Raw genomic sequence first — 22,915 nt, 5'->3', positions numbered from 1 at the left:
TTGATGCCAAATACCTTTCAAATAGTTGTAAATTTTATCAAACAACAATTTCCTCATCAGGATTTTATTGCCCTTCACGAGCCTAAATTTATCGGGAATGAAAAAGCTTATGTTTTAGATGCCATATCCTCCACTTTTGTATCTTCCGTTGGGGCTTATGTCAATAAGTTTGAGGAAATGATGTGTGAAATTACTGGAGCTAAGCATGCAATAGCTATCGTAAATGGAACCAATGCTTTGCATTTAGCCTTGTTATTGGCTGATGTGCAAGAAGATGATGAAGTATTATCCCAAAGTTTAACCTTTATTGCCACTTGTAATGCCATAAGCTATATCAAAGCTAAACCTGTATTTATAGATGTTGATTTAGATACCCTAGGCATATCGCCAAGTTCATTAAACCAGTTTCTCCATAAATATGGGGAAAAAAGAGCTGATGGTTATACCTATAACAAGCAAAGCCAAAAACGTATAAAAGCTTGCGTACCTATGCACACTTTTGGTTTACCTTGCCGTATAGATGAAATAGCAGAAATCTGTAAACAGTGGAACATCAGTCTAATAGAAGATGCCGCAGAGTCTTTAGGAAGTTATTATAAAAATCAACACACCGGAACTTTTGGTAAAATAGGTACCTTTAGTTTCAATGGCAATAAAACAGTAACCTGCGGAGGCGGTGGCGCATTAGTTACAGATGATGATGCTTTAGCAAAAAGAGCTAAACACCTCAGTACCCAAGCTAAACAGGCACATCGATGGGCTTTTTTACATGATGAAATTGGCTACAATTACCGTATGCCTAATCTAAATGCAGCATTAGCTTGTGCCCAATTAGAGCAATTGAATGCTTTTGTAGAAAATAAAAGAGTATTAGCATCATCATACAAAAACTTTTTCCAAGATTTAGCTATACCTTTCGTAGAAGAGCTACCGGAGGCACAATCAAATTATTGGTTAAATGCTATTTTATGGAAAGATATAGAAGAAAGAGAGGCCTTTTTAAAATATGCCAATGACCATGGGGTAATGTCAAGACCTGTTTGGGAATTGATGCACCGTTTACCTATGTTTAGTACAGCTCAAAAAGCCGACCTTAGCAATAGCGAGTATATTGCAGACCGTTTAGTAAATATCCCTAGTAGTGTAAGAATATAAATGCTTGGAAAAAATTATATCCAGATTGTGAATGACGGTAGACTTCCCGAGGGAATGAGTATTTCTGATTTGAAAAAGCCGCACTTATCTTATCCTAGACATATTTTATTGGCAGATGTCTTTTATAAAGCAGGTTTTATAGAAAGTTGGGGAAATGGGACCTTGAAAATTTCAGAAATTTGCAGCAAGATGGGACTGCCAGAGGTTTTGTTTGAACAAAATGAGTATCAGTTCTCCGTTACCATTTTTGCTAAGTCTTTTATAAATGAGCATGAAAATGAACGCTTAAAAAGTTTAATTTTAGAAATTAAGAAAAATAAATTTATAAGTATAAATCAACTTGCTGAGAAATTAGGAGTTAATAGGTCAACAGTTACTAGAGATTTAAGTAAGTTAAAAGAGATTCGCCAACTGAACAGGAAAGGTTCTGCAAAGGGTGGTTATTGGGAGGTAAACCATGAATAAAAATAATCTTATACTCATAGGCGCTGGTGGTCATTGCAAATCTTGTATAGAGGTCATAGAAGCCCAAGATCAATATCAAATTAAAGGTATTTTAGATCTTCAACATAAAGTTGGCGAAACACTTTTAGGCTATCCTATCATCGGTACAGATGATGATTTGCCAAGTTTAACCAAGCAGGGCTATCATTTCTTTATCACCTTAGGGCAAATTAAAAGTGCTACAGCAAGAAAAAGTCTTTATCAGAAATTAGAAAGTTTACATGCCCCTATAGCCACCATTATTTCGCCTTACGCTATTGTTTCTAAGCATGCCAGTATCGCCCAAGGCACCATCCTGATGCATCATGTAAAAGTAAACGCAAGTGCACAAATTGGAGAAAATTGTATCTTAAATACTGGCTGTAATATAGAACATGATGTTCACATCGGTCATCATTGTCATATTTCTACCCAAGCCATCATCAATGGCGATGTAAATATTGCAGATGAAGTATTTATAGGTAGCGGAGCCATTATCCGTAATGGGATAAGTATAGCCGCCTCCAGTATTATTGGGGCAGGTGCAGTGCTATTGCAAAACATAGATGAACCGGGTATTTTTGTAGGAAACCCATCAAAACGAATGACGCATGGCTAAAACCATCATTATTGCAGAAGCTGGTGTAAACCATAATGGAGATATTACCTTAGCCAAAAGCTTAGTAGATGTTGCAGTAGCAGCTGGGGTAGATTATGTGAAATTTCAAACTTTTAAAGCCGAGGCTCTAGTAGCTAAGCAAGCTAAAAAAGCCGATTATCAAATAGTAAACACCCAAAACGAGCATGAAACACAGTTAGAAATGCTCAAAAAACTAGAGCTGTCTGAGCAAGATCATCAAACCCTAATTCAATATTGTAAGCAAAAAGGTATTCATTTTTTCTCAACGGCTTTTGATCTAGAGTCGCTACAGTATCTAGCAGATATTGGTTTAGATTTGGTTAAAATTCCTTCTGGCGAGCTTACCAATTTACCCTATTTAAGAAAAGCTGGCCACCTATTTAAAAAAGTCATCCTATCAACCGGGATGGCAACTTTAGCAGAAATTAAAGCCGCTATAGAAGTGTTTTTAAAAGAAGGAATTTCCTTAAAAAATATCATTGTATTACATTGCACTACAGAGTATCCTACACCTATGCAAGAGGTTAACCTTAAAGCTATGCAAACTATAGCACAAGAATTTGATGTTCAGGTAGGCTACTCAGACCATACAGCAGGAATAGAAATCCCCATAGCTGCTGTGGCACTTGGTGCTTGTGTTATAGAAAAACATTTTACCTTAGATAAAAATATGGAAGGGCCAGACCATAAAGCATCCTTAAACCCCGAAGAATTAGGGGCTATGGTAAAAGCCATTAGAAATATAGAGCTTGCCTTATCCGGAAATGGTATCAAAGAGCCAACAGCATCAGAATTAAAAAATATGGCTATAGCCAGGAAAAGCATTACGGCTAAAAAGCCAATAAAAGCAGGTACACCGTTTACAGAAGATAATATAACCACCAAAAGGCCAGGTACTGGCTTATCTCCTATGCTTTGGGATAGTATCATTGGGACAATGGCTACTCAGGATTTTAACGAAGATGATTTAATAGTATGAAAGTTTGTGTAGTAACAGGTACCCGGGCCGAATATGGCTTGTTAAAACCGCTAATAGATAGCTTTGCTCAGGATAAACGCTTTCAATTACAGCTATGTGTAACGGGTGCACATCTTTCTCCAGAATTTGGTCTAACCTATCAACAAATTATCCAGGACGGTTACCAGCAGATAGAAAAAGTAGAAATGCTATTGTCTTCTGATAGTGCAGTGGGCATTACCAAATCTATGGGCTTAGCATTGATAGGTTTTGCCGATGTATTGGAGCGATTAAAACCAGATGTATTGGTAATTTTAGGAGATAGGTACGAGATGTTAGCAGTAGCATCGGCAGCATTAATCTTTAAAATTCCAATAGCACATTTACATGGCGGCGAGCTTACAGAAGGCGCTTATGATGATGCTATCAGACACGCCATCACCAAAATGAGCAGCCTGCATTTCACTTCTACAGAAGCTTACAGGCAAAGGGTTATACAGTTAGGAGAAAATCCTCAACATGTACACCATGTAGGGGCTATAGGTTTAGATAATATCAAAAATTTAAATTTACTAAGCTTGGCAGCGCTCCAAGAGCAACTTCAAGTAAAATTTTTAAAGTACAATTACCTCATCACCTTCCATCCAGAAACTCATGCTAAAATAGGCGTAGAGGCACAATTTAAAGAGCTTTTAAAAGCATTGGATACACAAGCAGATAGTTTGTTGATATTTACAAAAGCCAATGCAGATACCCATGGTCGTATCATCAACCAAATGATTGATGATTACGTATCAAAAAATCCCCAAAAAGCCATTGCTTTTACTTCTATGGGGCAGTTAAGATATTTATCAACTATGAAATATTGTACTGCAGTTATAGGGAATAGCTCTAGCGGTATCTTAGAGGCACCATCCTTTCATAAACCTAGTATCAATATCGGGGATAGGCAAAAAGGTAGAGTACAAGCCAGCAGTGTAATAAATGTAAATGCTTCTGCGTCAGAAATTGCCAGTGCAATAAACAACATCAAACAATCAAAAGGAAATTTCAATAATATAAACCCTTACGGGGATGGACATACAGCAGAGAAAATCGTGAAAATTATTGCAGAAACTCCCTTAGCGCTTCTTTTACCAAAACCTTTTTACAACCTCCAACATGTATAACCTAGAAAAACATACTGTAAACGATACCATCACCATTAGGGATGCGCTGTTAATTATTGATAAACAAGGACTTATAGCCAATGTTTTGTTTGTAGTGAGTCAGGAACGTAAGTTATTAGGCTCTGTAACAGAAGGAGACATTCGGAGAGCATTGCTCAGAGGCGAAACCTTGGCTACGTTGATTACAGCAGTTATGCGTCAGAACTGTAAATACCTTTATCAGGATTTTGATGTAAAAGATATGGAAGAACTTCGCAACATCAACATCACTTTTGTACCGATAGTAAATCAACAACACCAAATTATAGAAATTATCGAGGTTCATAAATATCAACCCAAATTACCTGTACATGCTATCATCATGGCAGGTGGCAAAGGACAGCGTTTATTACCCTTAACCAAAACAACTCCAAAACCTTTATTGCGCATCGGCGATAAGCCAATCATAGAGTACAATATAGACCGTTTAGCCAAAAGCGGCGTAACAAATATCCACATCAGCATCAATTACCTGGGCGAGCAAATACAAGCCTATTTTAAAGATGGAAAAGAAAAAGGTCTTGATATTAAATACTTAGTAGAAAAAGAGTTTTTAGGCACCATTGCATCGGTAAAATTAACCCAAGACTATCAAAGTGATACGCTATTAATCATGAACTCCGATTTGTTGACGAATATCAATTTTACCGAGTTTTATCAAGCTTTCTTAACACAAGGGGCAGATATGGCTATAGCTTCAACTTCTTACCATGTAGATGTGCCTTATGGGGTTATAGAAGTGAATGCAGAAGCTCAGGTAAACTCGCTCAAAGAAAAACCTCGATACACCTATTATTCCAATGCAGGCATCTATTTAATTAAAAAGGAGTTGATTAATTTAATTCCGGATGGCGAATTTTATAATATCACCGATTTAATAGAGCGTTTATTGATGTTGAATAAAAAAGTAGTCAGTTTCCCTATTTTAGGTTATTGGTTAGATATTGGTAAACACGAAGATTTTAAGAAGGCACAAGAAGACATCAAATATTTAAATTTAAGCTAAAAATGAGGATTTTATATTTGATACCAGCCAGGGCTGGCTCTAAAGGCTTACCCGGTAAAAATACCAAGCCATTAAAAGGAAAACCTTTAGTACAATACAGTATAGAATTTGCTTTAGCAATAGCCAGTGCCAATGATGAAATATGTATTTCTACCAATGATGAGAAGGTTATCACAATAGCAGAAAGTTTAGGAATTAATATTCCATTTAAAAGACCAGAATATCTGGCTCATGATATGGCAACTACTGAGGAAGTTATCCTACATGCCCTGGCTTATTATGAACAACAAAGTAAAGTTTTTGACGCTGTTTTATTGTTACAACCTACCTCGCCTTTTAGGCAAATAGAAGATTTTACCAAATTGATAGCAAAATTTGATGAGCGTTGTGATATGGTCGTAAGCGTAAAAGAAGCTAAAGAAAACCCATATTTTACCTTGTTTGAGGAAAATACCGAAGGCTTTTTGACAAAGAGTAAAGAAGGTCATTTTAAACGCCGACAAGATTGCCCTAAGGTATATGCTTATAATGGCGCTATGTACTTAATCAGGGTAAAAGCATTGCATGAAAAGGGGATTAGCAATTTTAATCATATAAAAAAAATACTCATGCCTGTAGAACGTAGTATAGATATAGATACCGAAGCAGATTGGGTTTTAGCAACGTATTTTGCGGGTATAAACAATTAATTTACGAATAACCTGCTAAACTATTTCTTTCAACTTAAAATATAATTACCTTTGCCCATCACAAAAACAGCTATCAAAAAACAAAATTAAAGTAAAACACAGAGCAGGAAAAACACCAGCATTAAAATCATAAAAAAATACCCCGCCTTATGGCAGAAGAAAAACTGAATACAGCAGAAGACGAAATATCCCTCAAAGAACTTATTCTTAAACTAAAAGAATGGTACTTATACCTATTATCAAAATGGAAAACCATTTTAATAGCAGGTATTTTAGGCGGGGCTTTAGGCTTGGCTTATGCTTTGATTAAAAAACCTGTATATACCGCTACCACGACTTTTGTATTGGAAGAAGGAGAAAGCGGTGGAGGCTTAGGTGCCTATGCTGGTATAGCTTCTATGGTGGGTATTGATTTAGGTGGAGGTGGCGGAGGTATCTTTAAAGGAGATAATATCTTAGAATTGTATAAGTCTCGGAAAATGATACAAGAGACTTTATTGAGCCAGGATACTTTTGCAGGGAAACAACAATTGCTGATTGATAGGTATATTGAATTTAATAAACTAAGAGAGGATTGGCAGGAAAAGCCCGAATTAGCCAAATTAAATTTTTCTGCTGATGTAAAAGGCTACAATAGACTAAGAGATTCTGTGATGGGGAAGATTGTGGAAACTATCAATAAGAGTATTTTAAGTGTAAGCAAGCCTGATAAAAAACTTTCCATTATCAAAGTTGATGTAAAATCTAAAGATGAATTATTTGCTAAATCTTTTGCTGATAATATTGTAGCCAAGGTAAACCAGTTTTATGTAGAAACCAAGACAAAAAAATCAATGGAAAATGTTGCTATTTTACAGCAACAGACAGATAGCGTAAGGAGGGTTTTAAATAGTGGTATAGGAGGAGTAGCTGCTGAAATAGACGCTAATCCAAACTCTAACCCTGCTTTTCAAAGATTAAGGGTAGGGTCGCAAAAAAGACAAGTGGATGTACAGGCGGCTGGGGCTGTTTATCAGGAGCTAGTAAAAAATTTAGAACTTTCTAAAATAACATTAAGGAAAGAAAAGCCTTTGATACAGGTGATTGATCAACCTATATTACCGATTAAAAACAATAAATTAAGCAAAATATCGGGAATTATTTTAGGTTGTATTTTATTTTGCATAGCAAGCTGTTGTTTTCTTATTATTTATCGTTTCAAAAAAATGATAATGGAGTGAAATGAAAGTTAGTAAAGATCTTTTTTTTAATATTTTAAATTCTTTATCGATAGTTCTATTTCCACTTTTGACGTTCCCTTATGCTTCTAGAATTTTAGGTCCTGAAGGTATTGGAGTTGTTTCATTTGCTGAGAATTTTTGTAGGTACTTCATGCTCTTTGCAGCGCTTGGTATTCCAATTTATGGAATTCGAGAAATATCTAAAGTTTCACACGATTTATTTAAAAGAAGTAAAATTTTTTTCGAAATTTTGATTATTCATTTAATAACTACCCTAATTTGTATAATTTTCTATTGTATAATTATTTTTAACGTTTTAGAATTTAATGATTATAAAACAATTTATCTCTTGGGAATATTTTATATTTTCTCAAATGTTTTGTCAATAGAATGGTTTTTTAATGGGTTAAGTGAATTTAAATTTATTGCTATTCGTAGTATTTTAATTAAATTAATTTTTGTAGCTCTACTTTTTCTCTTGGTTAAAACTAAAACTGATGTATTTTGGTATTTTGCGCTTAATGTCTTATTACTCCTATTCAATAATATAATTAATCTTTTTTATCTAAGAAGTAAAATATCTATTCATTTAATTAATTTGGATTTGATAAGGCATCTAAAACCTCTACTTTACATCTTTTCTACTACAGTAGCCGTTAGTCTTTATGTATTGATAGATACAATTATTCTTGGATTCTATAAAGAGGCTGAAATTGTTGGATATTATGCTCTTTCCATAAGGCTGAATAAGGTTCCTTTGGTTATAGTAGTTGCCTTAGGTACAGTTTTAATACCTAAGCTTACGAAAGCTGCTCACGATCAAGATTTCAATCAGTTCAAGGGTTTAATTAAAAAATCAACTGATTTTGTAATCATGATAGGTGTTCCTGTAACATTTGTCTTATTTATTTGTTCTAAACCTTTAATAATGCTGTTTGGAGGTGTTGAATTTCTACATGCTGATGCTACAATTAAAATTATGTCTTCTTTAGCTTTATTAATAGGTTTATCAAACTTATATGGCATGCAAATTTTAACACCATTAGGCAAAGATAAGGAGTTGTTAAAGTGTGTTACGTTTGGAACAATTTGTAGTTTGATTTTAGATTTTCTACTTATTCCAATGTTTGCTGAAAAGGGGGCTGCGTTAGCAAATGTGTTTAGTGAAATAGTGGTTACAGTTTCTACTTACTTATTAGCAAAAAAAGTAATTAATATCCAGCAACCAATTAAAATAATAGGTGTACATTTTTTACTTTATTGTCCAACTGCAATATTCTGTTTCATAATAGAAAAACATTTTTATTCTGATGTAGTTTTTGGACTCTTTGCAGTATCTCTTATTGGATTAACATTTGTAATTACTAACCTGTTTATTTTAAAAACATCACTAGCACTAGAAACTTTAAATCTTGTAAAAAAATATTGTAAATATGAAAAAGTATGATTATTTGATTGTTGGTGGTGGTCTCTTTGGTGCTGTGTTTGCTCATGAAATGAAAAAGATAAATAAGACCTGTTTAGTTATTGACCGCAGATCTCATAAAGGAGGAAATGTATATTGTGAAAATATTGAAGGAATTAATGTTCACAAATATGGGGCGCATATTTTTCATACTAATGATAAAATGATATGGGATTACGTTAATCAGTTTGTGGAATTTAATAGATATACGAACTCGCCTCTAGCTAATTATAAGGGCGAATTATATAATCTACCTTTTAATATGAATACGTTCTATAAACTTTGGGGAACAATTACACCAAGTGAAGCAAAAGAAAAAATCCGTAGTCAATGCGAAAATTTAAATATAACATTGCCTAAGAATTTGGAAGAACAAGCTATCTCATTAGTAGGAACGGATATTTATGAAAAACTAATTAAAGGTTACACTGAAAAACAATGGGGACGTGATGCTAAAGATTTACCGGCATTTATTATCAAAAGATTACCTGTTAGATTTAACTTCGATAATAACTATTTTAATGACAAATATCAAGGAATCCCGATTGGAGGCTATAATAAATTAATTGATGGTCTATTAGAGGGAATTGAAATAAAGCTTAATGTTGATTATTTTGAGGAAAAATATGAATTGGATGCTCTTGCAACTAATATTGTTTATACAGGAAAGATTGATGAATTTTATCAATTTAGATTTGGCGAACTCGAGTATAGAAGTTTGAGATTTGAGCATGAATTATTAGAGTTAGATAATTTTCAAGGTAATGCTGTAGTTAATTATACTGAAAGAGAAGTGCCTTATACTCGAATAATAGAACATAAGCATTTTGAATTTGGAACTCAGAATCGAACTTTGATTACTAAGGAGTATCCTGACGAGTGGTCTTTAGGTAAAGAAAGCTATTATCCAATAAATGATATTAAAAACACGGAGATTTATAAGAAATATAAAATATTATCTGAGACTGAAGAAAATGTAATTTTTGGCGGGCGATTAGCGGAATATAAATATTATGATATGCATCAAGTAATAGCTTCCGCACTTACTGTAACAAAGAAAATACAAAAATGAAAATATTAATCTTTTATCATAAACTTTCTGAAAGAAATGGAGGCCCTCCTACTTATCTTTATAATCTTAGGAAGTCGATATTAAAAAATAATCTTTCAATTGATTTTTTATCTGATTATCTAAATGATGAGAAAGTTGTTTATTCTTCAATACGGAATTTGAAGATAAAATTTGTTGGAGGATTAAACCCTAATTTAGTAGCATTATATCAAATATATAAACTAAATAAGCGTAATGAATATAATTATTTAGATAAAATTAAATTAGATAAATATGACATTATACATTTCCATTCGACATTTGATTTATATAAATATTACCCATATCTAAAAAAAAATTATAGTGGAAAGATAATTTTAACAACTCATTCACCAAAAGCTTATCACTTAGAGTATATAGAAGATGTATTAAAAACTAGTGTAGGTAAAATTTGGAACAATGTTTTTAAAAAACTATTGGCTATAGATGAATTTGCTTTTAAAAATGCCGATGCTTTAGTATTCCCTTGCGAAGAAGCTTTGGAGCCATATTTCAATACCTGGAAGAATTTTAGTGAAATCATTAAAAATAAAAAAATTGGGTATTTTTTAACATCCTCACCTGAGGCATCTGTCAAGAAGGATAATATTCAAATAAGAGAAAGTTTAAATATTCCAAACGATGCGTTTGTAATTGTTTATGCCGGAAGACATAATTATGTAAAGGGTTACGATTTACTGAAAGAAATAGCGCAAAATATTTTAGAGAATGAAAAAATAAAAGATGTTTATTTTTTAATACTTGGTAAAGAAGAACCTATTTGTGGTCTCAAAAACTCTAGATGGATAGAAGTTGGCTGGACTTCGGACCCTCATTCTTATATCTCAGCTGGAAATTTATTTATTTTGCCTAACAGAGAAACTTTTTTTGATTTAATTTTAATAGAAGTTTTGTCGCTAGGTAAACTACTATTATTAAGCGAAACTGGTGGCAATAGATTCTTTTCGAATTACAAAGATTCTGGAATTTTCTTTTTTAAAAAAGAAAATGTTAACGATGCAGTTAATAAAATAAATTTCATAGCTAGTAAATCAAAATTAGAAAATAGCTTCTTAGAGAAGATTAATTTTGATATATATAATAAATATTTTTTATTAGATGATTTTGCGCTAAATTACCTTGAGTGTGTCAAAAAAATTACGGCTTATGATTAACAAGATTATCAAATCAAATATTTTTATATTCAAAACAGCATTATTAAATTTTCTAACAAAACGTAATAAAGATAAGTTTTTTCGTGTAATAGTTGCCAGTAAATTATCCTTTAGTATTCATAAAACATCACGTATTGTAGTTTCTAGGGATTTTTTGTTTTTTTTAGCATGGAACAAAAGAGAGCCTTTTTCTTCATTTTTATATATGTCCAAAAATTCGTTTATTCATGTTAGAGGAAGGTTCAAAATATACTCAGGAGCAAGAATATATATTAATCCCAATGCAGAATTGATTTTAGGAAGTGGCTATATAAATAATAACTGTAATATTAGTTGTTACAAAAGGATTGAAATAGGAGAAAATGTGTATATATCAGAAAATGTTTCTATAAGGGATAGTGATAACCATAATATTTTAAACTCTACTCACAAAGCAGAGCAACCTATTTTAATACATAATAATGTATGGATTGGTATGAATGTGACCATACTAAAAGGGGTAGTGATTGGAGAGGGAGCTATAATTGCAGCTGGAGCATTAGTAAATAAAAATGTTAAACCTTTCTCAATGGTAGGAGGCGTACCTGCTAAATTAATAAAAGAAAATGTTAAGTGGTCATAATAATGAGAAGATATTAGTTTCTGTAATCATACCTTGTTATAATGCAGAAGATTTTGTGTATGAAGCTGTTAGTTCAATAATTAATCAAACTTATCAAACATTACAGATTATTGTAATTGATGATTGTTCCACAGATAAAACAGGAGAAATTTTAAAGTCACTTCAGTTAAAAGACGATAGAATTCTATATATAAAGAATGAAACCAATTTGAAATTAGTTGAATGCTTAAATATTGGAATAAGACTATCTAAAGGTAAATATATTGCGAGAATGGATGCAGACGATATATCTTCAACTGATAGAATAGCTAAACAAGTTTCATTTTTAGAACTCAATAGTGAAATCGGATTACTAGGATCCTACATAGAAGTAATTTCTAGTTCTAAAGATTCTAGAAATATTATGAAATTACCTGTTTGTGATTCTGAGATTCGAGCCTACTTATTTGTGGGATCCCCTTTTTTTCATCCTACAGTTATGATACGTAAGAGTGTGTTAATTGAAAATAATTGTTTTTATAATAGCATATTCTATAGATCGGAAGACTACAAAATGTGGATAGATATACTTGATAAGACAAAGGGAGCTAATTTACCAGAAGTGTTGTTGAAATATCGAATTTTAGAAAGTAGCGAAACAAGATTGGCTGAAAAAAATCTTATTGAAAGGAGAAAAATTGCTTCTAAAATTCATAAAGATTTCTTAAATAAATTTAATATAAACTTAAACGAGACAGAACAATTGATTTATACTTGTAGTATGAACAGAGCTCAACTACCTTATGTTACTAACATTATAGGTAAAAATCCTTCTATCTTAATCAATATATTTGAGAAAATTATTAACTCTTTAACCTCTGAAACAAAATTAGATGTTGATAAATTGAAAAGCTATTTTGGAGAAAGAGTTATAGTTTTTATAATTTATTCTAAGGCTTATTTAACATGCAATGGCATTTTAAAATTATTTTCTAAATATACATTCTTGGGTTTCAGAAATATATTAAAAGATAAATTTAATGTTAATTATTAGGGTTATAATAGTTTTTTTTATTCTGTTTAATTTTCCAATTCCTGTAGTTTATAATTCAGCTATATTAGCATTTCTTATTTCTCTATCTGTCTATATATATGATAATAAAAAGCTTAATGAACTAATAAGGATTTTTTCTAAAAAGTATGTATTCACTATACTCTTATCTCTACTTTTTATCATCGTATTATCTTTTATCCCTGCTCTGTTACACAGAACTTTCGATTTTAATATTATAAAAGTCCTTGCCTTACAATTGTTTTTATTAACGGTTGCTTTATTTTCATTTCCAATATTATGTAGTGAAGACTCGAATTCTCGTTTCTATGAAATACTGGAACTTTTGATTTTAGCCTTCTTGTTACAATCCGTCATTCAATGCTTTGCATTTTCAAATATTCAAATAAGGAATTTTATTAATTTTTTTCAAAAAGAAAGTATTACTGATAAAGAGTTTGGTGGAATTAGAGCTTTGGCCTTATCAGGTAACCCTTTTTTTGATTTATCAGCTGCTTATGGCTTGGTTTATATATTATTTATAAAAAATATATTAGATAAAAAAGGAGCTAAATTTAATACTATCAATAGCATTGTATTTTTAGTATTATTTGTAGGGACATTCTTTGCGGGTAGAACAGGTTTTGTAGGATTCAGCTTTGCAGTAGTTCTTTACCTATTTAATTATCGTTCTTTTGGAAAAAGATTAAGGAGTCTTCTAAAGCTATTATTTTTGATTACTGCATTTGCATTAATTATTTATTTATTTATTCCTGCCTCGTCAAAGGAGTTAATAGGTGAAACTCTATTACCTTTCGCTTTTGAATTTATTTATAATTATATGGATGAGGGTAAATTTAGTACAGAATCTACAGATGTTTTAAGTACAATGTATTTTCCAATAAGTTGGAAGACATTTCTACTTGGAGATGGAAAATATTTGCAAGAAAATGGATTATATTATATGGAAACGGACGCTGGATACATGAGGCAAATATTGTTTTACGGTGTTTTTGGTTTATTTGTTTTTATTTTTTATCAATTGCAGTTTTTTAGAACTGCTTTTAAAATAATAATTTCGAATTATAAATTTAATCCAAGACAATCAAAAAGTGACTTTTTATTCTTCGGAATAATTTTGACCTATTTAATGGTGATTCATTACAAAGGAGAGGTTATTGGTTTTTTACCAATAACACAAATTATACTATTTTGGATATGTTTTTCATTTATATTAGATAGGAAAATAAATATAAAAAAATCTATAGAATGAAAATACTTCATTTATCAGAAAAAGCTCACGGTGGGGGTGCAGAATCAGTTTTTAGAGATACTATTACTGCTTTAAAAAGATTTGACATTGAAAACACCCATTTAGTTGGTTGCATTTCAGATTCTTCTCTTGGATTTAGTGTTGATGTAGACTTTAAAAATAAGAGGAATAAAAGCAAATTGAGAATTTTATTATCTCAGATTTTCTCGTTCCATAATTTCAGAATCTTGTTGAGCTTTCTGAATGAAAAAAAACCAGATATTATTCATCTTCAAAATTATGGTAATTTATCCCCTTCTATACTTAAAGCTATTAAGGTTTACAAAAATAATAACAAAAAGATAAAGGTTATACACACTGTACATACTTTCGAATATCTTTGTTCTCATCATGCTGCATATGATTATAAAAAAAAAACCAAATGCCTTGATTGCTCAAACTCAACATTTAAAACAAAAATATTTTACCGTGGCTGTAGTAGAGGTGGGTTTATTCACTCCATCGGAAAGGGTATAACTTCACTTTTAGCTAGTTATTATATAAATAAGGGAATAATAGATAAATGGATTACACCTTCAGAATTTTTAAAAGCTCAAATGGGACAATATAGACTTTTGATTAGTAATATTAGTTCTATTAAAAATCCATTACCTGATATATTTATCAATCAATCCATAAGTGATGAATTTGATTATGGGATGAAAGAAAATTTGGTTGTTTACTTCGGTCGACTTTCAAATGAAAAGAACATTGATGTACTTATAAAGTCTTTTTATTTATTAAAATTAAATCACTTTAATATTAGGCTCAAAATTATTGGCGAAGGTTTAGAATTAAAAAGGTTAATAAAGTTAGTCAAAGATTTTGACATTGAGGATATAGTTGAGTTCGTTCCATTCGTAAGACAAGAGTCTTTAAAAATAATTTTAAATAAAGCAAAAGTATCTGTTCTTCCATCAAAATGTTATGAGACTGCATCAATGTTAGTTTTTGAATCTGTAGCTTCTAATGTTGTGCCTATAGTAACTAATCATGGTGGTATGAAAGAAATGGTTGAATGGATTGCATTAGGTCACACATTTGAAAATGATAATTCGCAAGACTTAAGTAATCAAATATTAAAGGCTCTTGCTTCCTATGAAACAACTTCAAAATCATTCGATTTAGTTAGGGAAAAAATTAAAAGTTTAGATCTTAAATGTTATTCTGAGAAAATTTCAACTATATATAAGAATATACTTATTTAATGGGAAAACTAATATTAAATATGTTTTTTCTTTTTTATTTATTGTTTTTGTAAAGCGAAAACTATATGTTAAAATATAATAATTTGTGCTTTTGTGAATTATAATCTTAATAATAAACAAGCACTCAAAATTTTGTAGATAAATTAGTTAAGTGAAAATATGTTGCTACCCCCATAAGAAACATCTATGGTAGTATTGTGCTAGTGCATAACACTATAGAAACATTATTTTAAAATGTAAAATCAAGATTTTAAAAGGAAGAGAAATAAGTTTTAAGTATTTCTGTAATGGAAATATCATTACGGGAAACCTTCTTAATTATTATGGACGTGGATATATAGTTATTACTTATACAATATCATATGGTAAAAATATTTTTCATACTAATTTTGTAAAATATGATGAATTGGGACAAGTAAAATAATAGGGGTTGCAATAAAGCCCACTTCTAACAACCTTACAAGAAAACAATAAAATAAAACACATTCTAAAAGGATTGGGAGCTTTTTTTAGAACTAAGATAAGACGTTTTATAAAAATAAGATTTTGTTTGTAGTTAGTATTGGCATGCTAATCCTACGTAAATCAAGTATTTTTTTAATTTATCATTAGAAATCTAATAGAAAAGCAAACAATAAATTTGAATATTATAAATAGTAATAAAAGAGCATATTTAGGAAATACTCTTAAAGTACATTAGTCTATGTTTTTCTTTGATATATCCATAGAATCTTTTTGAAAAAAAGGATTTTCAAAATCATTAATGAAAGATAAAAAGCAGTTATAACTTTGAAAGTCTTCTTATGATATATTTAAATTAATTACATTCAGTATATTCCAAATTAAGTCAAACTAATTAACGGAGGAAGCTCCACTATTCTAAAAAAATATCTTTAAATAAATTATTTAAATGGATTCTCTTATTTCAATCATTACACCAGTCTATAACGCTGAGAAATACCTCTTGGAAACTATTGAATCAGTATTAAAACAAACCTATAAAAATTGGGAATGGATTGTTATAGATGATTGTTCTACCGATAATTCCCTTGAAATGTTAATAGATTTCTCAAAACTAGACAGTAGGATAAGAATTTTAAAAAATAATATTAACTTAAAAACTTTCGCATCTCGTAATAAAGGGTTAGAAGTAGCTGTTGGAGAATATATAGCGTTTTTAGATGCGGATGATTTGTGGCATCCCTTGAAACTTGAAAAACAAATCAAATTTATGCAAGATGGAAACTTTTTTTTATCATATACTTCATATAGAAAGATGGATGAAAATGGAGGCATAAGTAAGAAAATAATTACCGTTCCTAAAGAAGTTAATTATAAAAAGTTATTATATAATAATGTTATTCCGTGTTCTTCTTCACTTTTTAAACGGTCTATACTTGGCAAGTTAAGGTTCATAAAGGTTGGTCATGAAGATTTTGTATTTTGGCTAAACGCACTAAAAATTATACCCAAAGCTTATGGTCTAAACGAACCATTAATGTTTTATAGAGTTCAGTCTAATTCTCTTTCTAGTAATAAAGTGAAAGCCGCAAGCTACACTTGGAACATCTATAGAAACATTGAGCACTTAAATATTTTTAAGTCAGCCTATTACTTTACTAGCTACGCTATCTCAGGATTAAGAAAATATTTTATTTAATATTATGATATTAATTCTTACTGGTTCTTCTGGATTTTTTGGTCAATACGTTAATATTGAATTTCAAAATGAAAATAAAATAACTATTAGTCGAACAAACTCAAATATCATTTGCGATTTATCCTCCCAAATCCCCAATTGCCTTCTACAGATATTGTCATCCAGTCAGCCGGAAAAGCGCATTCAGTTCCAAAAACACCACAACAAAAGAAAGAGTTTTTTTGATGTAAATGTATTGGGTATTCAAAATTTATTAAAGGGTTTAGAACAGGCGCCATCTTTGCCCATATCTTTTGTTTTTATCAGCTCAGTTGCAGTATATGGTTTAGATTAAGGAAATGAGATCAAAGAGTCTCATCCATTAAATGCTAAAGATCCTTATGGTTCAAGTAAAATACAGGCAGAAGAAATAGTGCAGGAATGCTGTGATTAACACAAAGTCATTGTACATCTGGTTAGTACTTAACGAATATTACATTATAATAAATCATTCTTATATTTGATTCTAAACGCATTAAAAAAATTTGATTAATAAATCACAGATAGCCACCCTCATAAAGGATCTGGAATCAGATCTCATAGAGCGTACAATTTCCACAAACAATACCGATAAATTTGGTATGGCTATCTGCGCTTTTGCTAATGATTTACCTGCGCATCAGAAACCTGGCTATTTATTAATAGGCGTACATGACAATGGGAGCTTAGCTGGCTTAAAGGTTACGGATGACTTACTGAAAAACTTGGGTGGGATTCGGTCGGATGGCTTAATTCTTCCACAACCGCAAATAAATATTTGTCATTTCAGCTTTGAAGAAGGAGATGTTGCTGTGGTTGAAGTGTTGCCTTCAAATTTTCCTCCAATTCGTTATAAGGGAAAAGTGTGGATTAGGGTTGGACCCCGAAAAGCAGTTGCTAATGAAGCCGAAGAGCGAATACTCATTGAAAAGAGAATTTCTTCTGCCACTACTTTTGATACTAGGCCTTGTGTTGGTTCTACTTTGGCCGATTTAAATTTGGATGCTTTTACTCAAAACTACTTGCCTAAGGCCATAGATGCTGAAAGTTTAAAAGAAGATAATAGAACCATCGTTCAAAAATTAGCCTCATTACGGTTTTTTGATTTAAGGCAGAACTCTCCTACCAATGCGGGGATATTATTATTTGGGAAACAACCAGAATATTTTTTGTTCGGAGCTTATATACAATATGTGGCATTTAAAGGGCTTTCATTGGGTGCAGATATTAATAATGAGGTTAAATTTTCGGGTGACCTTTTTTCTGTTCTTTCTAAATTAGATACTTTCATAGAGACATCTTTTATCAAAAAGCATCCTGTTCCGGTAAGTGTATTAAGGGAGGAAACAGTAATGAACTATTCTTTTTGGGCAATCAGAGAGTTGATGATGAATGCGGTGATGCATCGCGATTATGAATCTCATACTCCGATACGGTTTTACGAATATTCAAATCGTATAGAATTAATGAATGCCGGGGGGTTGTATAGGAATGCTCGCCCGGAGAATTTTCCACATGTTAATGATTATCGTAATCCTGTAATTGCTGAAGCCATGAAGGTTTTAGGTTATGTCAATCGCTTTAGTAGGGGCGTTACCCGGGTAAAAGAAGAGTTATTAGAAAATGGCAATGGCTCAGCGCTGTTCGATTTTTCTAAATTAACAGTATTTGAAGTTACAGTACCCATTTCTGCTCATTACTTAGCCTTCACCGACCCAGTCACCGACCCAGTCACCGACCCAGTCACCGACCCAGTTATTCAACTGTTGAAATTACTAGCTCAAGGAGAATTATCTTCTGGCGAAATGCGAGCCAGATTAGGAATTAAGCATAGAGCTACCTTTAGAGATAACTATATTCACCCAGCCATTTCATTAGGCTTAATTGTTCAAACCATTCCAGAAAAGCCCAATAGCCGCTTACAAAAATATAAGCTAACCGGTAGAGCTATAAAATATTTAGAAAAGATAAAATAATGGATATCATATTGACGGGATCAACAGGGTTCTTAGGAAGTCTTCTAAAGCAGGTGCTTACAGAGGAGGCTAAGGTTTTAACCTTAGCAAGACACAATGCAAAAGTAATTTGTGATTTATCTATTCAAGTCCCTGTATTACCCAATGCAGATTTAATCATCCACTCAGCCGGCAAAGCCCACTCAGTCCCTAAAACACCAGAACAAATACAAGAATTCTTTGATGTAAATGTAAAGGGTACTCAAAACCTTTTAAAAGGTATAGAGCAATCACAAGCTTTCCCAAAAGCATTCGTTTTCATCAGTTCTGTTTCCGTTTATGGTTTGGATAAAGGAGAAAGCATCAAAGAATCTAATCCATTAAATGCTAAAGATCCATATGGTTCAAGTAAAATACAGGCAGAAGAAATGGTACAAGACTGGTGTGATAAAAATAGCGTCATCTGTACCATATTGAGATTACCTTTACTAGTAGGCCCAAACCCGCCAGGTAATTTAGGAGCGATGATTAAAGCTATTCAAAAAGGCTATTACATGAATATAGCTGGAGGTTTAGCCTGTAAGAGTATGGTTCTGGCAGAAGATGTTGCTAAAATAATTATTAGAGCATCTGAAATTGGAGGCATTTATAATTTAACAGACGGCTATCATCCAAATTTTAAAGAATTAAGTAAATGTATAGCTCAACAATTAAATAAAAGAAATCCTTTAAACATTCCTAAATGGATGGCAGTTTTGATGGCCAAAACAGGTGATTTATTAGGAGGAAAAGCCCCATTTAATTCTTATAAGCTTTCTAAAATTTCTGCCGATTTAACTTTTGATGATTCTAAAGCCAGGGAAGCACTAGGTTGGAATCCAAATAAAGTTTTGGAAGCTTTTAAGATATAATTGTTGGAATTTAAGCTATTCATCATATCAGTAAAGCGCATGTTTGAATAGGGGGTATAAAGCGAATCTCAGACTCGCTTTACACATTTTTAAGTTAAGAGCCTAAATCCTACTTATTGAATTTCAGGATTGGAGAGCTAATATTTTGTACAGAGTCTTTTGTCACTGCGAAGAATGAAGCAGTCTTTTATAACCTTTGTATAGAGCTAAATCACTACGTTCATAATCACAAATGATGGCTTAACCAACACCCACCTAGGTAATCAAACCAGAAAAATCTCTGTACACACTGTGGTCTCTACGGTTAAAAAAATCTGCGTTTAATAAACAGAGCGATTCAATCGCCATCCAGTGTTAAAAACTCGTTACAAACGAGCTCAAGAAGATAGTTTGTCACTGCGAAGAATGAAGCAGTCTTTAATAACCTTTGTATAGAGATAAATCACTACGTTCATAATCACAAATGATGGCTTAAACAACACTCAGCTAGGTAATCAAGCCAGTAAAATCTCTGTGTACACTGCGGTCTCTGCGGTTAAAAAAATCTGCATTTAATAAAAAAGCGATACAATCGCCATCCAGTGTTAAAAACTCGTTACAAACGAGCTCAAGAAGATAGTTTGTCACTGCGAAGAATGAAGCAGTCTTTAATAACCTTTGTATAGAGATAAATCACTACGTTCATAATCACAAATGATGTATTAAACAACACCCACCTAGGTAATCAAACCAGAAAAATCTCTGTGCACACCGCGTCCTCTGCGGTTAATAAAAATCTGCGTTTAATAAAAAAGCGATATAATCGCCACCCCATGGTAAGAACTCGTTGCAAACGAGCTCAAAAAAACAATTGAAATGCAAAGTAGAATTTTGGGTTAAAAGAAGTTGAAACATTAAAACAAAATTATTTTTGCAAAAAGTCTGCTATTTCAATATTTTAGGGAATAATTAAATTACCTATGGCAAGAGTAAAAAACAACATCATTATACAAGGACTAAGCGGTGCGCTCAATAAGCAAATAGTTTTTAAAACCCGCAATAAAAAAACATTTGTATGTAGTTACCCAGATATGTCCAAAGTGGTTCCTAGTGAAAAGCAAGTAAAAGAGAAAAATAGATTTTCTAAAGCTGTACGATATGCTCAATCAGTTTTAGCAGATCCAAAAAAGAAACAAGAAGTCGCTGCTCATACCCCACCGGGCAAATTTGTTTATCATCAAGCTATTGGAGATTACTTGGCATCAACTAAAGAATAAGTATCATCTTAACGTAAGACTAACGTAAGATGAACGTAGGATAAACGTAGGATAAGACTGTTCAATAGTAACTTTAAGACAAATGTTACTCTAACTTTTAAGCCTGAAGGAGTCGATTAAGAAGAATTTTAGTCATAATACAACTTTTCGGCTTTGTTCATGATTTTTGTCACTGCGAAGAATGAAGCTTCTTTTTTTATAACCTGCAAGAAGAGATAATCACTAAGTTTATGATAACAAAATGATGCATTTAACAACATCCAGCTAAGAAAAATCTCTGTGCACACTGCGGCCTCTGCGGTTAAAAAAAATATGCGTTTAATAAAAAAGCGATACAATCGCTACCCCATGGTAAGAATTCGTTGCTTTGTGTCAGGCTGAGCGGAGTCGAAGCCTTTCTGAGCATATCGGAGAACATTTCGACTCCGCTAAATGTGACAGTATGATTTTTGACAATCTAATAAATAATAAGCACAAAATCAAAAATTAAACTTTAAATTTACATGATATATTAAAGTTATACTTTAAATTTGCATGATATATTAAAGTATGTTTTTAAGAAAACAAATTTTAGAAGGTTCAGGAGAAGAAAGCCTTTTTCTTTGGGGAGCAAGGCAAACAGGTAAAAGCACCTTATTAAGGTATTTATTTCCAGATGCCGTCTGGTTTGATCTCCTACTTTCGGATGTATTTAGAAGATATCAAAGTTATCCGGAGCAATTTAGGGAAGTTGTTTTAGCCAATCCTGCTAAAGTAGTCATTGTAGATGAAATTCAACAGATACCCAGATTGCTAGATGAAATTCATTGGCTTATGGTGAACCATCAAGTAAAATTTATACTTAGCGGCTCTAGCCCAAGGAAAATCATTAGATCAGGCTCGAATCTACTAGGAGGAAGAGCACTAAGATATGAATTGTACCCTCTAATTTATTCTGAAATTCCGGATTTTAATTTATTAAAAGCATTGAATAATGGATTATTGCCTAGGCATTATTTGGCAGATAATCCTAAGAAGTTATTAGATGCTTATATCGGCAACTATCTTAAAGACGAAATTATTGCGGAAGCTAAGATTAGAAATATCCAAGCATTTAATCAATTTTTGGAGTCAGCAGCATTCTCTAATGGCGAAATGGTTAACTATACTAATATTGCGGCAGACTGTGGTGTAAGTTCTGTAACTGTAAAAGAATATTTTCAAATTTTAGAAGACACCCTAATAGGCCGTTTTGTTCCCAGTTTTCAGAAAAAGCCCAAACGTAGAGTAGTGCAAGCGTCTAAATTTTACTATTTTGATGTAGGTATTGCTAACGTTTTACTTAAACGTCATAAAATAGAAGATGGAAGCGAGGCTTTCGGTCATGCTTTTGAACATTTTATCTATCAGGAACTTTATGCACATAGTAAATATTCGGATTTAAACTATTTAATTTCTTTCTGGAGAACATCATCACAAATTGAAGTTGATTTTATATTAGGAGATCATGAAGTAGCTATAGAAATAAAAGCTACCAATAATGTGCAAGAACGTCATTTAAAAGGTTTGAAAAGCTTTTCTGAGGAGTACCCTGTAAAAAAACTTATTGTGGTAAGTAATGATCCTTTGGAAAGAAAAATTGGTAATATTACAATTAAACCTTGGAAAGTCTTTTTAGAGCAATTATGGGCGGGGGGAATTATTTAATCTTGTACTTTTCAATGACATGGCATACTTAGCTGTGAGGATAGCTTTTTTTATTCGCTATGAACAAAATGGTGTACTAAACAACACCCACCTAGGCAATCAAACCAGAAAAATCTCTGTGCACACTGCGACCTCCTGCGGTTAAAAAAATCTGCGTTTAATAAGCGA

20 protein-coding genes and 1 pseudogene are annotated in these 22,915 nt (G+C 32.1%); all 21 read left to right on the top strand.

All coding sequences use genetic code 11. The annotated features are described in order from the left end of the window. The first annotated feature begins 3 nt into the window (after positions 1-3). The 21 genes and pseudogenes from B2745_RS04020 (at position 4) to B2745_RS03920 (ending at position 22,747) form a co-directional block, all read left to right on the top strand. A complete protein-coding gene (locus tag B2745_RS04020) occupies positions 4-1,155 on the top strand; it encodes a LegC family aminotransferase (protein ID WP_304063984.1) in 1,152 nt (383 codons plus the stop codon). Further along, complete coding sequence (locus B2745_RS04015) at positions 1,156-1,620, top strand: ATP-binding protein (RefSeq protein ID WP_304063982.1); 465 nt, start codon at positions 1,156-1,158, stop codon at positions 1,618-1,620. It begins immediately after the preceding gene. Beyond that, positions 1,613-2,257 carry an acetyltransferase gene (locus tag B2745_RS04010; protein ID WP_304063980.1) on the top strand — a complete coding sequence of 215 codons (645 nt, stop codon included), beginning with the start codon at positions 1,613-1,615 and terminating at the stop codon, positions 2,255-2,257. The genes B2745_RS04015 and B2745_RS04010 overlap by 8 nt, the downstream gene beginning before the upstream one ends. Beyond that, a complete protein-coding gene (neuB, locus tag B2745_RS04005; protein ID WP_304063978.1) occupies positions 2,250-3,257 on the top strand; it encodes an N-acetylneuraminate synthase in 1,008 nt (335 codons plus the stop codon). The genes B2745_RS04010 and neuB overlap by 8 nt, the downstream gene beginning before the upstream one ends. Next, entirely contained in the window at positions 3,254-4,405 is a 1,152-nt protein-coding gene (neuC, locus tag B2745_RS04000) for a UDP-N-acetylglucosamine 2-epimerase (protein WP_304063976.1), read from the top strand. Before neuB ends, neuC begins: the two co-directional genes overlap by 4 nt. Next, a complete protein-coding gene (locus B2745_RS03995; protein WP_304063974.1) occupies positions 4,398-5,450 on the top strand; it encodes a nucleotidyltransferase family protein in 1,053 nt (350 codons plus the stop codon). Before neuC ends, B2745_RS03995 begins: the two co-directional genes overlap by 8 nt. Positions 5,451-5,452: 2 nt before the next feature. Continuing rightward, the gene (locus tag B2745_RS03990; protein ID WP_304063972.1) at positions 5,453-6,139 is read left to right on the top strand and encodes a cytidylyltransferase domain-containing protein; all 687 of its coding nucleotides are present in this window, start codon (positions 5,453-5,455) and stop codon (positions 6,137-6,139) included. A gap of 149 nt (positions 6,140-6,288) precedes the next feature. Continuing rightward, on the top strand, positions 6,289-7,359 hold the full coding sequence (locus B2745_RS03985; protein WP_304063970.1) for a Wzz/FepE/Etk N-terminal domain-containing protein: 1,071 nt from the start codon (positions 6,289-6,291) through the stop codon (positions 7,357-7,359). Between the two features lies 1 nt (position 7,360). After that, entirely contained in the window at positions 7,361-8,806 is a 1,446-nt protein-coding gene (locus tag B2745_RS03980) for a flippase (protein ID WP_304063968.1), read from the top strand. Further along, entirely contained in the window at positions 8,793-9,896 is a 1,104-nt protein-coding gene (gene glf, locus B2745_RS03975) for a UDP-galactopyranose mutase (protein WP_304063966.1), read from the top strand. Before B2745_RS03980 ends, glf begins: the two co-directional genes overlap by 14 nt. Next, the gene (locus B2745_RS03970; RefSeq protein WP_304063964.1) at positions 9,893-11,089 is read left to right on the top strand and encodes a glycosyltransferase family 4 protein; all 1,197 of its coding nucleotides are present in this window, start codon (positions 9,893-9,895) and stop codon (positions 11,087-11,089) included. The genes glf and B2745_RS03970 overlap by 4 nt, the downstream gene beginning before the upstream one ends. Before the next feature lie 451 nt (positions 11,090-11,540). Then, positions 11,541-11,711 (top strand): annotated as a pseudogene (locus B2745_RS16970) (transferase); the annotation flags it as partial. Beyond that, on the top strand, positions 11,695-12,744 hold the full coding sequence (locus B2745_RS03960; RefSeq protein ID WP_304063960.1) for a glycosyltransferase family 2 protein: 1,050 nt from the start codon (positions 11,695-11,697) through the stop codon (positions 12,742-12,744). The pseudogene B2745_RS16970 and the gene B2745_RS03960, both read left to right, overlap by 17 nt. Continuing rightward, positions 12,731-14,014: a hypothetical protein gene (locus B2745_RS03955; protein ID WP_304063958.1), complete on the top strand. Its 1,284-nt coding sequence runs from the start codon at positions 12,731-12,733 to the stop codon at positions 14,012-14,014. The genes B2745_RS03960 and B2745_RS03955 overlap by 14 nt, the downstream gene beginning before the upstream one ends. Next, positions 14,011-15,261 (top strand): glycosyltransferase, encoded by a 1,251-nt coding sequence (locus B2745_RS03950; RefSeq protein WP_304063956.1) that lies wholly within the window; start codon positions 14,011-14,013, stop codon positions 15,259-15,261. Before B2745_RS03955 ends, B2745_RS03950 begins: the two co-directional genes overlap by 4 nt. A gap of 910 nt (positions 15,262-16,171) precedes the next feature. Further along, complete coding sequence (locus tag B2745_RS03945) at positions 16,172-16,921, top strand: glycosyltransferase family 2 protein (protein ID WP_304063954.1); 750 nt, start codon at positions 16,172-16,174, stop codon at positions 16,919-16,921. Between the two features lie 4 nt (positions 16,922-16,925). After that, the gene (locus tag B2745_RS03940; protein WP_304063952.1) at positions 16,926-17,255 is read left to right on the top strand and encodes an NAD-dependent epimerase/dehydratase family protein; all 330 of its coding nucleotides are present in this window, start codon (positions 16,926-16,928) and stop codon (positions 17,253-17,255) included. A 190-nt stretch (positions 17,256-17,445) separates the two neighbouring features. After that, positions 17,446-18,915 (top strand): Fic family protein, encoded by a 1,470-nt coding sequence (locus B2745_RS03935; protein WP_304063950.1) that lies wholly within the window; start codon positions 17,446-17,448, stop codon positions 18,913-18,915. Then, entirely contained in the window at positions 18,915-19,805 is an 891-nt protein-coding gene (locus B2745_RS03930) for an NAD-dependent epimerase/dehydratase family protein (protein ID WP_304063948.1), read from the top strand. The genes B2745_RS03935 and B2745_RS03930 overlap by 1 nt, the downstream gene beginning before the upstream one ends. A 959-nt stretch (positions 19,806-20,764) precedes the next feature. Then, positions 20,765-21,061: a hypothetical protein gene (locus B2745_RS03925; protein ID WP_304063945.1), complete on the top strand. Its 297-nt coding sequence runs from the start codon at positions 20,765-20,767 to the stop codon at positions 21,059-21,061. 549 nt (positions 21,062-21,610) lie between these two features. Then, positions 21,611-22,747 (top strand): ATP-binding protein, encoded by a 1,137-nt coding sequence (locus tag B2745_RS03920; RefSeq protein ID WP_304063943.1) that lies wholly within the window; start codon positions 21,611-21,613, stop codon positions 22,745-22,747. The last annotated feature ends 168 nt before the right edge of the window (positions 22,748-22,915 follow it).

The organism is Pedobacter glucosidilyticus, assembly GCF_002483235.1.
Taxonomy (GTDB): Bacteria; Bacteroidota; Bacteroidia; order Sphingobacteriales; family Sphingobacteriaceae; genus Pseudopedobacter; species Pseudopedobacter glucosidilyticum_B.
Note: the sequence above shows the minus strand (reverse complement) of the source record. Positions and strands in the feature narration are given on the sequence as shown.